At 71.6% G+C, this 8199-nt stretch carries 8 protein-coding genes; 2 read left to right on the forward strand and 6 right to left on the reverse strand.

Features of this window, described 5'->3' with window-relative positions; translation table 11 throughout:
- Positions 1-60: 60 nt before the first annotated feature.
- The gene (locus C1J00_RS33140) at positions 61-657 is read right to left on the reverse strand and encodes a dihydrofolate reductase family protein (RefSeq protein ID WP_102912671.1); all 597 of its coding nucleotides are present in this window, start codon (positions 655-657) and stop codon (positions 61-63) included.
- Positions 658-725: 68 nt separating this feature from the next.
- Here C1J00_RS33140 and C1J00_RS33145 point away from each other — a divergent pair, with 68 nt between their 5' ends.
- A complete protein-coding gene (locus C1J00_RS33145) occupies positions 726-1304 on the forward strand; it encodes a TetR/AcrR family transcriptional regulator (protein ID WP_102912672.1) in 579 nt (192 codons plus the stop codon).
- Positions 1305-1325: 21 nt separating this feature from the next.
- On the opposite strand, the gene C1J00_RS33150 is transcribed toward C1J00_RS33145, so the two are convergent.
- Positions 1326-1838 carry a hypothetical protein gene (locus C1J00_RS33150; RefSeq protein WP_102912673.1) on the reverse strand — a complete coding sequence of 171 codons (513 nt, stop codon included), beginning with the start codon at positions 1836-1838 and terminating at the stop codon, positions 1326-1328.
- Between the two features lie 90 nt (positions 1839-1928).
- Complete coding sequence (locus C1J00_RS33155) at positions 1929-2249, reverse strand: SH3 domain-containing protein (protein WP_102912674.1); 321 nt, start codon at positions 2247-2249, stop codon at positions 1929-1931.
- A 181-nt stretch (positions 2250-2430) separates the two neighbouring features.
- On the opposite strand from C1J00_RS33155, the gene C1J00_RS33160 reads away from it, so the two are divergent.
- Positions 2431-4575 carry a serine/threonine-protein kinase gene (locus tag C1J00_RS33160; protein ID WP_102912675.1) on the forward strand — a complete coding sequence of 715 codons (2145 nt, stop codon included), beginning with the start codon at positions 2431-2433 and terminating at the stop codon, positions 4573-4575.
- 150 nt (positions 4576-4725) lie between these two features.
- Here C1J00_RS33160 and ilvD read toward each other — a convergent pair whose 3' ends face one another.
- The 3 genes from ilvD to C1J00_RS33175 all read right to left on the reverse strand — a co-directional run bounded on the left by ilvD (position 4726) and on the right by C1J00_RS33175 (position 8169).
- Complete coding sequence (gene ilvD / locus C1J00_RS33165; RefSeq protein WP_102912676.1) at positions 4726-6579, reverse strand: dihydroxy-acid dehydratase; 1854 nt, start codon at positions 6577-6579, stop codon at positions 4726-4728.
- Positions 6580-6718: 139 nt separating this feature from the next.
- Complete coding sequence (locus C1J00_RS33170; protein ID WP_102912677.1) at positions 6719-7348, reverse strand: TetR/AcrR family transcriptional regulator; 630 nt, start codon at positions 7346-7348, stop codon at positions 6719-6721.
- Entirely contained in the window at positions 7345-8169 is an 825-nt protein-coding gene (locus C1J00_RS33175) for a sugar phosphate isomerase/epimerase family protein (protein WP_102912678.1), read from the reverse strand. The genes C1J00_RS33170 and C1J00_RS33175 overlap by 4 nt, the downstream gene beginning before the upstream one ends.
- Positions 8170-8199 lie beyond the last annotated feature (30 nt).

The raw sequence follows: 8199 nt of genomic DNA on the forward strand, positions 1-8199 counted from the left end.
GGATGGGGCGCGGTGAGAGTTCGGTGAGATCAAGCCGGGCGGTGCGGTGCGACGCGGGCTCTAGCGGCGGGTGAGGCGCGTGAGGGTGACGTCGTTGGGGAAGGCGGTGCGCTCGGCGACATCGAAGACGGTGGGGTCGAACGTTCCGTCGAAGGCCGGGGTTCCGGCGCCGGCGACCACCGGGTAGTTCTTGACGACCAGTTCGTCGACCTCGGGCAGGAGGGCTCCGGCGAGCTTGCCCCCGCCGCAGAGCCAGATGTTCAGGCCGGTGTCCTCCTCCCGCTTCAGTTCGCGGACGAGGGTGAGCGGGTCGCCCGGAACGACGGTGACGGCCGGGTCGGCGTCGTGCTGCCCGAGCGTGCCGGAGACCACGTACTGGCGCAGGTGTGCGTAGGGGCTGGTGACCCCGTGGTCGAGGGGGGCGCGGTAGGTGCCGGCGCCCATGACGACGGTGTCGAAGTGCCGGTTGGGTACGTCGGCGAGGCCTGCGGCGGCACGGTAGGCGGTCGGGACGGTCTCGGGGTACAGGGTGTTGGCCCAGGCGCTGTAGGCGGCGCTCTGCTGTTCGGTGCCGGCGGGGAAGAAGTCGTACTCGCCCGTGGGGCCGGCGATGCGGCCGTCGAGCGTGACCGCGATGTAGTACACGAGCTTGCGCATATGGCACTCCGAACGTAGTACTGTCTCTGAAGTGGTTTGAAGTTAGTACTACAGCTGGAGTGGTGTCAATGGTGAGACGGAACGATCAGCGGCGCGCCGCCCTCGTCGATGCGGCGATCGAGGTACTGGCCGAGGAGGGCGCACGGGGTCTGACGTTCCGGGCGGTGGACGCCGAGGCCGCGGTACCGGTCGGGACCGCCTCGAACTACTTCGCCAGCCGGGACGACCTGCTCACCCAGGCCGGTGCCCGTGTCTACGAACGGCTCCAGCCCGACGAGGCGACGATCGCGCGCCAGCGGGCAGCGGGCCGGGACCGGGAAACCTACGCGGTGCTGATGCGGGAGCTCGTCTGCCGCGTCGCCGCTTTCCGCACCGGCTACCTCGCCCTGCTCGAACTGCGCCTGGAGGCCACCCGCCGCCCCGAACTGCGCAAGGTCCTCACCGAGCGGGTCCGCGCCGATGTCGAGGCCAACGTCGCCTACCACGAAGCTTCCGGGCTCCCCGGCGACGCCCTGGCCGTCAAGCTGCTGATGCTGGCCCTGAACTGGCTGATCGTCGAGCAGCTCACCCTGCCGGACGTCTTCACCGAGGCGGAGCGCGAACAGCTGGTGACGGCGGCGGTCGAGCGCATCGTGGCGGCGGAGTAGGCGACCGAGTGGGCGGCCGGGCTACGCGCGGCGGCGGTTCCTCGGGTTGCCCGAGCGGCGGGTCGTGCGCTTCTCGTACTGCTTGCGGGCTTCTTCGTACTCCTCGCGGTGGAGCTTCTCGCCGGGGGCCTCGGTGAGGGAGCGGAAGAAGTAGGCGAGCAGGGAGCCGACGAAGCCCACGGTCAGGAGGCCGCGCAGGGAGGCCTGGCGCTCCGGGTCGGGGCGGCGGGTGTAGCCGCCCCAGGTGTGGCGGAAGGCCATCGCGCTGCAGATCGCGAACATCGCGACCATGAGGACCGTGACGAAGCCGCCGATCGCGGCGATCTGGAGGCCTTGGTAGGCGAGGCGGAGCACGAGGCAGGAGGCGACGGCGGCGGCCAGGGAACCGACGGCCACGGCGATGCGGCGCCCGGTGTAGCCGTTGTCGTGCTCCAGCCAGGTCGTGCCGAAGAAGCGCAGGGGCTCGGGGCGTGGACCGGGGGCCTCGGCCCTGGAGCCCGCGGGGGCGGCTGGGGTGCTGCCGTCTGCACTCACGGGTCGATTATGACCCTTGCCGGGCGCGGGCTCCGGGCGGGCTAGGGGCCGAGATCCGTCAGAGGCCCCCTAACCGCAGCGAGAGGCGGATCAGGAGCAGCGCGGGCGGACGTAGCCGTCGCTGCCCGTCTTCACGTAGGCGTCCGAGACGTACTCGCCGTCGTCGATGTTGTCCCAGATGTTCGAGCTGCCGTACGGGCCCGACACCGTGGTGCCGGGCCGCTGGCAGAAGATGGTGACCCTGGCTCCCTCGGGCAGCACGCGGACGACGGCGTAACCGGTGCCGGGGCCGCTGCGGACGTTCAGGCGGACGCCCGGGGCGACTGCGTACGAGCGCAGGGCCGACGCCGCCATGGTGACGGCCTCTCCCTCGCCTCTGCCTTCGAGTTCCTCGACATGGTCGACTGACATGAAGTTCTCCCCCGTTGATTCCCATGACTGCCATGGGGTCCCGTTGATTCCCCCGAATCACACCATGAAACACATGTGCGCGACTCGAACGTGGAGGCTGGCAAGCCGCCTCCGTCCCGTACGGGTCTTCGACTAGGCTCCGTGCGTCGCGCGCGCGGACGAACAGCACGGGGGTGGTCCCATGGCGCCACAGCGGAACGCCGGAGCGGGCGCGGAAGCGGAACTTCCCGAACACGCCGGTCACTACCGTCTGGAGTCCTGTCTGGGCTCGGGCGGCATGGGGGTCGTGCATCTGGCCCGGAGCACCTCCGGGATGAAGCTCGCGGTGAAGGTCGTACACGCCCAGTTCGCCAAGGACCCCGACTTCAGGGACCGTTTCCGGCAGGAGGTGGCGGCGGCGCGGAGGGTGAGCGGTGCCTTCACGGCACCCGTCGTCGACGCCGACCCGGACAGCGAACGGCCCTGGATGGCCACGCTGTTCATTCCGGGGCCGACCTTGTCCGAACAGGTCAAGCGGAACGGCCCCATGGATCCGGCCCAGTTGCGGCGCCTGATGGCGGGCTTGGCCGAGGCGCTGCGTGACATCCATCGAGCCGGGGTCGTCCACCGGGATCTGAAACCGAGCAACGTCCTGCTCGCCGACGACGGGCCGAAGGTCATCGACTTCGGTATCTCCCGGCCGCTGGACAGCGAACTGCGCACCGAGACCGGGAGGTTGATCGGCACCCCGCCCTTCATGGCGCCCGAGCAGTTCCGGCGCCCGCGCGAGGTGGGTCCGGCCGCCGACATCTTCGCGCTCGGGTCGGTGATGGTGCACGCCGCCACGGGACAAGGGCCGTTCGACTCCGACAGCCCGTACATCGTCGCCTATCAGGTGGTGCACGACGAGCCCGACCTGACCGGTGTGCCGGACGAGGTCGCGCCGCTGGTGCTGCGGTGTCTCGCGAAGGAGCCCGAGGAGCGACCGACGCCCGACGAGTTGATGCGGGAGCTGCGATCCGTCGCGGCTTCGTACGACACGCAGACGTTCATACCGGCTCAGCGGACCGGGGACACCGAACGTTCGTGGCCGCCGGCCGGGAGGCCCGCCAGTGCGGTGGAAGCCACCAGTGCGGTGGAAACCGGTCGCGCGGTGAAGGCCGTCCGTGGCGGGGGACGGCGGCTCGGCAGTCGGGCGGTCCTCGGAGCCGGGGCGTTCGGCCTGGCCGTCGTCGGTGCTCTGATCTCGCTCCCCTTGCTCGACGGCGACGGCGGCTCACCGCAGCCCGCCTCCCCGCGGACCACGTCAGCCGCGTTCAGCGGGTGGCAGACGACACCGGCGGGCGAGGACAGCGCACCCCTGTGCTCCCACGGGGCCGGACGGCTGCTCTGTGCCACGCCCGGGCTGGTCTTCGCCCTGGATCCGTCCGACGGGCGCCTGCTGTGGCGGCACCCCGTCGGCAAGGGGACCCGGAAGGAACCGCCGGTGCTGGCGGGTGGACTCGTGCAGCCCTCGGCGGACCGGGGGCGTCACCTGGAGGCTCTCGACCCGGCCTCGGGCGGAGTGCGCTGGCAGCGGGACATGTCCGGGGCCGGCAGCGCCGTGCCCGCCGGGGGCATGCTCCTGGTCACGGGTGCCGACGGGAAGGTCACCGGCGTGGACGGCGCCTCCGGTGACCCGCGGTGGAGCCACCGGATCCCCGGCCATGACGTGCCGTACATCGCCGCGTTCACCGGTGACCCGCTGGCGTACGCCACCAGCGCGTCGGGGGACGGCCAGAGCACCCGGCTCACCGTGGTGGATCCGCAGACGGGTGACGTACGGTCGGACACCCGGCTCGACGGGACGCTGAAGCCCTTCGGCGCGACGGACGGATCGGTGTTCCTCCTCTCCCAGGACGCGGTGCACGGCGATGCGCGGGCCGTCGTCCGCTACACCCCGGGGACCGGTGAGACCCGGCGGGTGCCCCTCGCCTTCCCACTCCAGCAGGCCCATGGCGCCGTGCGGGGGAACACGGCCTATCTCATGGGGACGGGGGGATCGTTGGTGGCCGTCGATCTTCAGGCACGTGAGCGGCTCTGGCAGCTGGAGACGGGCATGATGCGGGGATCCACGCCGGTCGCCGGTGACCGGCACGTGTACGTGACCGCGTCGGACGGGCGGCTGCTCGCCGTCGACGCGCGGCGCGGGAAGCCGGCCGGGCAGACGTCTGCCCGGCTGGGCGAGCGGTCGGACCGGATTCCGGCCGTGCTGCCCGAGCCCGTGATCGTCGGCGGCCGGGTCTACGCCAGCGCGCCGGACGGGACGGTCTTCGCCGTGAACGGGCGCGACCCGGCGGCCTGGTAGCCGGCAGGCATGCACAAGGGCCCCCACGCGACCCGGCGGCCTGATGGCCCGCACCCATGCGCAAGGGCCCCCGCGCGACCCGGCGGCCCGCACGCATGCGCAAGGGCCGCCCCCCCCGGCGGGGGGAGACGGCCCTCGGTGCGAGAAGGATCAGCCCAGCTTCGACACGTCCCGCACCGCGCCCTTGTCCGCGCTGGTCGCCATCGCCGCATAGGCCCGCAGCGCCGCCGAGACCTTGCGGTCGCGGTTCTTCGGGGCGTACACGCCGTTCAGCGCCTGGTCGCGGCGGGCCAGCTCGGCGTCGTCCACCAGCAGCTCGATGGAGCGGTTCGGGATGTCGATGCGGATCCGGTCGCCGTCCTCGACCAGGGCGATGGTGCCGCCCGCGGCCGCCTCGGGCGAGGCATGGCCGATGGAGAGGCCGGAGGTGCCGCCGGAGAAGCGGCCGTCCGTGACGAGCGCGCAGGTCTTCCCGAGGCCGCGGCCCTTCAGGTACGAGGTCGGGTAGAGCATCTCCTGCATGCCGGGGCCGCCCTTGGGGCCCTCGTAGCGGATGACGACGACGTCGCCGTCCTTGACCTGCTGGGTGAGGATCTTCTGGACGGCCTCCTCCTGCGACTCGCAGACGACCGCCGGGCCCTCGAAGGTCCAGATGGACTCGTCGACACCGGCCGTCTTCACGACGCAGCCGTCCACGGCCAGGTTGCCCTTGAGGACGGCGAGGCCGCCGTCCTTGGAGTAGGCGTGCTCGGCGGAGCGGATGCAGCCGCCCTCGGCGTCCTCGTCCAGGGCCTCCCAGCGCTCGGACTGGGAGAAGGCCTCGGCGGAGCGGACGCAGCCGGGGGCCGCGTGCCACAGGTCGACCGCCTTCGCGGACGGGGAGCCGCCGCGCACGTCCCAGGTCTTCAGCCAGTCGGCGAGGGACGGGCTGTGCACCGAGTACACGTCCTCGTTGAGCAGGCCGGCCCGGTGCAGCTCGCCGAGCAGGGCGGGGATGCCGCCGGCGCGGTGCACGTCCTCCATGTAGTACGTGCGGTCCTTGGCGACGTTCGGGGCGACCTTGGCGAGGCAGGGCACGCGGCGCGAGACGGCGTTGATCTCGTCGAGGCCGAAGGGGACGCCCGCCTCCTGGGCGGCGGCCAGCAGGTGCAGGATCGTGTTGGTCGAGCCGCCCATGGCGATGTCGAGCGCCATGGCGTTCTCGAAGGCGGCGACGGAGGCCACGCTGCGGGGCAGGACCGTCTCGTCGTCCTGCTCGTAGTAGCGGCGGGTGATGTCCATGACCGTGCGGGCGGCGTCCTCGTACAGCGCCTTGCGGGCGGTGTGCGTGGCCAGGACCGAGCCGTTGCCCGGGAGGGAGAGGCCGATGGCCTCGGTCAGGCAGTTCATCGAGTTGGCGGTGAACATGCCGGAGCAGGAGCCGCAGGTCGGACAGGCGTTCTCCTCGATGCGGAGGATGTCCTCGTCCGAGATCTTGTCGTTGACGGCGTCGGAGATCGCGTCGACCAGGTCGAGGGTACGGACCGTGCCGTCGACCAGGGTGGCGCGGCCGGACTCCATGGGGCCGCCGGAGACGAAGACCGTCGGGATGTTCAGCCGCAGGGCGGCGTTCAGCATGCCCGGGGTGATCTTGTCGCAGTTGGAGATGCAGATGAGGGCGTCGGCGCAGTGCGCCTCGACCATGTACTCCACGCTGTCCGCGATCAGGTCGCGGGAGGGCAGGGAGTAGAGCATGCCGCCGTGGCCCATGGCGATGCCGTCGTCGACGGCGATGGTGTTGAACTCGCGCGGGATGCCGCCGGCCGCGACGACCGCCTCGCTGACGATCCGGCCGACGGGCGCCAGATGGGTGTGGCCGGGCACGAACTCGGTGAAGCTGTTGGCGACCGCGATGATCGGCTTGCGGCCGATGTCCGCACCCGGTACACCGGAGGCGCGCATCAGGGCGCGTGCACCCGCCATGTTGCGGCCGTGGGTGACTGTGCGGGACCTCAGCTCGGGCATCGTCGCTCGCTCCTTCTACTGGCGGCGTCAGAGGATTCGGGATTTCTGACTGCTACCGAGCGTACGCCGGTCATCCAGTGGGCGGGACAAGGAGTCCGGAATGCGGGATGCCTGTCTCGGACGACGGCGGGCGTACGCCTCACGGATCGGTCAGATGTCCCTGGACGACCGGGGCCAGCCGCGCGATGACCTGCTCAGGGTCCGCCGAGGCCAGGGGCTCGACCTTGATGACGTACCGCAGGATCGCGGTGCCGACGAGCTGGGCGGCGGCGAGCTCGGCGCGCAGCTCGGCGTCCGGCAGCTCCAGCCGTACGGCGATGCGGCGCAGCACCTGGGTGGCGATGATCCGCCGGAAGACGGCGGCCGCTGTCTCGTTGGTGACGGCGGACCGGACGACGGCGAGCAGGGGCGCGCGGGTCGCCGGGTTTTCCCAGACTCCGAAGAAGAAGCGCGCCAGGCGCTCCCCCACCCCGTCGAGCGGGCCTTCCTCGACGGCCTTCGGGGCCTGCAGGGCGGGCCCGAAGGACTGGGTGATCGCCGCCTCGAAGACCTGCTCCTTGGTGCCGAAGTAGTGGTGCACGAGAGCCGGGTCCACGCCGGCGGACTTGGCGATGCCGCGGACGGAGGTCTTCTCGTAGCCGTGCTCGGAGAACTCGTCGCGGGCGGCGGTCAGGATGCGGTCGCGGGTGTCCGCCGACTCCGTGCGCGGGGGGCGGCCGCGGCGGCGGGCGGTGGTGCCGGGCCCGCCGGCCGGGGGCCCGCCGTTCATCGCCGCGGCACCTTCGCCGCCGAGGCCAGATGCAGGCGGGTGAAGGCCAGGGCCTCCGCCAGATCGGCCTCGCGCTCCGCGCTCGACATGGCGCGGCGGGTGTTGACCTCGATGACGACGTGCCCGTCGAAGCCGGTCAGGGCGAGCCGCTCCAGCACCTCGGCGCAGGGCTGCGTGCCGCGGCCGGGCACCAGATGCTCGTCCTTGGCGGAGCCCCGGCCGTCGGCGAGGTGCACGTGGCCGAGACGGTCCCCCATGCGGTCGACCATGTCCAGCGCGTCGGAGCGGGCCGTCGCGGTGTGGCTGAGATCGATCGTGAAGTGCCGGTAGTCGTCCTTCGTGACGTCCCAGTCGGGGGCGTAGGCGAGCATCTCGCGGTCGCGGTAGCGCCAGGGGTACATGTTCTCGACGGCGAACCGTACGTCCGTCTCGTTCGCCATGCGCCAGATGCCGGTGACGAAGTCCCGGGCGTACTGGCGCTGCCAGCGGAACGGGGGGTGGACGACGACGGTGCTCGCGTCGAGCTTCTCGGCCGCCGCGCGGGCCCGCTGGAGTTTGGTCCACGGGTCCGTGGACCAGACGCGCTGCGTGATGAGCAGGCAGGGGGCGTGCACGGCCAGGATCGGGATCCGGTGGTAGTCGCTGAGTCTGCGCAGGGCCTCGATGTCCTGGCTGACCGGGTCGGTCCAGACCATGACCTCGACTCCGTCGTAGCCGAGGCGCGCGGCGATCTCGAAGGCCGTGGCCGTCGACTCCGGGTAGACCGAGGCCGTCGACAGCGCGACCTTCGCGTCCGGGATCTTCACGGCTGGCTCTGCCATGCAGGACAGATTACGGGGTGTGGTCGGGGT

Source organism: Streptomyces cahuitamycinicus (assembly GCF_002891435.1).
GTDB classification, from domain to species: Bacteria; Actinomycetota; Actinomycetes; order Streptomycetales; family Streptomycetaceae; genus Streptomyces; species Streptomyces cahuitamycinicus.

Excerpts from the sequence above, each read along its gene's own strand:
- C1J00_RS33140 (WP_102912671.1), bottom strand. The coding sequence starts at position 657 with ATGCGCAAGCTCGTGTACTACATCGCGGTCACGCTCGACGGCCGCATC.
- C1J00_RS33145 (WP_102912672.1), top strand. The coding sequence starts at position 726 with ATGGTGAGACGGAACGATCAGCGGCGCGCCGCCCTCGTCGATGCGGCG.
- C1J00_RS33155 (WP_102912674.1), bottom strand. The coding sequence starts at position 2,249 with ATGTCAGTCGACCATGTCGAGGAACTCGAAGGCAGAGGCGAGGGAGAG.
- C1J00_RS33160 (WP_102912675.1), top strand. The coding sequence starts at position 2,431 with ATGGCGCCACAGCGGAACGCCGGAGCGGGCGCGGAAGCGGAACTTCCC.
- ilvD (WP_102912676.1), bottom strand. The coding sequence starts at position 6,579 with ATGCCCGAGCTGAGGTCCCGCACAGTCACCCACGGCCGCAACATGGCG.
- C1J00_RS33170 (WP_102912677.1), bottom strand. The coding sequence starts at position 7,348 with ATGAACGGCGGGCCCCCGGCCGGCGGGCCCGGCACCACCGCCCGCCGC.
- C1J00_RS33175 (WP_102912678.1), bottom strand. The coding sequence starts at position 8,169 with ATGGCAGAGCCAGCCGTGAAGATCCCGGACGCGAAGGTCGCGCTGTCG.